Source organism: Ferroplasma sp. Type II, assembly GCF_000496155.1.
The window spans coordinates 2,523-4,798 of the sequence record NZ_KI542760.1 but is presented as its reverse complement, the minus strand read 5'-3'; the positions used below and the strand labels follow the sequence as shown (position 1 = coordinate 4,798).

Below are 2,276 nucleotides of genomic sequence, written 5' to 3'. Positions count from 1 at the left end.
TTCAGGGGCAAATTGATCCAGAAAAGGACAATTATGAACTCTATATGGAAATTATTGAGTGCGGTCTTACAGCTGAAGAGGTTAATCAACGTGTAAAGAAAATGGAGAATGAAATCAATCAGGGAACACTGGATCTTTCACTCTGACAATAATTATATAATGATTTTAAATGCAAAATAAATGGCAAGCAAGAAAATAATAGTGGGAATAATATTCATAGTAATAGGAACTTCCCTTGCTATAGGTGGAGTTCTCACAATTACCGGAGAGCCGTCTGGAAATACTGTGAATAAGCATTCAGGTGATGTTTATACATCGCCTACCTTCAATTTTTCAAATAATATGGTGCTTATAATGGTATCCTCCGACAATTCCTCTGCCGGCCTCGTCAGCTGTACAGAGTTTACAGAACATGCGTCCGGCTTTAATACCTCCAATATAGGCAATTATACTGTGACGCCAGAAAAATACGTTGATGGGGAACCATATTATGCAAATTTAAATGGCACGTATAAATATGTAATCATTACAGGCCATAAACCAACCATGGACTATAATTTCATTAAAGAATCAGAATTTTTAAGGGTTACTGATGCAAGCTATATTGCTGCCTTAGGTGCACTTCTGACAGGTTCTGGAATAATACTGGCTATGGTTACCATACTTTTCAGGAAGATAAATTCCCGTAAATAATAATGCATTTAAACCCCAGAAAGAGATTTTTATTATTATGGATCTGATACTCCTCCGGTTCTGTAACAAAAAAAACTTTAAACTAAATGTAATAGGCTTATATGATCGTTTCACCACTGGATTACCGATATGGCAGGGAAGATGTAAAAAACATATTTTCAGAAGAAACAAGATTACATATCATGCTCAATGTTGAAAGTGCAATAGCCCAGGCAGAGTCATATTACGGCATTATACCTGAAGAAGCTTATATGGACATAAAAAGGGTTGTTGACAATAATGAAGTAAAGATAAGTAGGGTAAAGGAAATAGAATCAGCCATCAACCACGATGTTATGTCAATAGTAGAGGCACTTACAGAAAAATGCACAACTGGAAAAAATTATGTGCACTTTGGTGTAACATCAAACGATATAAACGATTCTGCCTCGGCAGTCCAGATTAAGCGCGCTCTCAGTATAATAACTTCTGATCTCGTGGGATTGAGCAAGGCACTCATCACTGTTATAAGGAAAAATGAGGATACAATAATGGTGGGCAGAACACACGGCCAGCATGCATCCCCAATAACCCTCGGACTGAAGTTTTCTGTGTATCTTTCAGAGATAAACAGGCACCTTGAAAGAATTCAGGAGGGAAAGAAAAGGATGATAGCCGGAAAAATACTGGGACCTGTAGGAACAGGTGCAGCACTTGGAATGAATGCACTGAAAATACAGGAAAAAACCTGTGAAATACTGGGAATAACACATGAAACGGCATCAACCCAGATAGTTGGGAGGGACAGGTATATAGAATACCTCTCAATAATAAACAATATATCGGTATCCATAGAAAAATTTGCAACTGAGGTAAGGAACCTCCAACGCCCGGAAATATATGAATTGTCAGAATATTTCGATATGGACAGGCAGGTCGGATCAAGCTCTATGCCATCAAAGAGGAATCCCATAGTGTCTGAAAATATCGTCAGTCTGGCACGACTGATAAGGTCTTTCATAATACCTGAGTATGAAGCTGGTGTGCAGTGGCATGAAAGAGACCTTACAAACAGTGCACTGGAAAGGTTCACAATACCATATGTATCCATACTTGCCGACGATATTATAACAAAAATGACCGGTGTTATTAGTCATCTATTCATCAACAGTGAGGAAATGAAAAAAAGGGCATACGGTGATCAGTTCATTATGTCAGAAAGTGTTACAACAGCACTAACAAGAAATGGCATGCCAAGACAGGATTCACATGAATTCGTCAGAGAAGCATCTATGTATGCATACGAAAATAAAATAACGTTCAGGGAATCACTGTTACATAAGGGCATACTTAACTTCATTTCTGGGAAAATCCTCGATGAAGCAATGGAACCAAAAAACTTTCTTGGTGTCTCAAAGGAAATTTGTGAAAATTCAATACGAAATTCCGAGAACCTTGAAAAATATCTAGCAGGTGAAATATATGATTGAAAATTTCGAGGAAACAAAAAAATACAAATTAATATTGAACGAAATCAACGGTGAGGAAAAATCAATTACCGGTATACAGAGATCACTGAAGAGGGGGATCCTCAGAGTCGACCG

The 2,276-nt window shown here is 37.7% G+C and carries 2 protein-coding genes; both read left to right on the top strand.

Going from position 1 to position 2,276, the window contains the following annotated elements:
• The first annotated feature begins 180 nt into the window (after positions 1-180).
• Positions 181-693, top strand: coding sequence for a hypothetical protein (locus AMDU4_RS10190; protein WP_021787895.1), 513 nt, complete (start codon positions 181-183; stop codon positions 691-693).
• Positions 694-794: 101 nt separating this feature from the next.
• On the top strand, positions 795-2,162 hold the full coding sequence (gene purB / locus AMDU4_RS10185; RefSeq protein ID WP_021787894.1) for an adenylosuccinate lyase: 1,368 nt from the start codon (positions 795-797) through the stop codon (positions 2,160-2,162).
• Positions 2,163-2,276: the final 114 nt, after the last annotated feature.

What these genes read in the sequence shown, in the direction of transcription:
- AMDU4_RS10190 (WP_021787895.1), top strand. Translation starts at nt 181, where the DNA reads ATGGCAAGCAAGAAAATAATAGTGGGAATAATATTCATAGTAATAGGA.
- purB (WP_021787894.1), top strand. Translation starts at nt 795, where the DNA reads ATGATCGTTTCACCACTGGATTACCGATATGGCAGGGAAGATGTAAAA.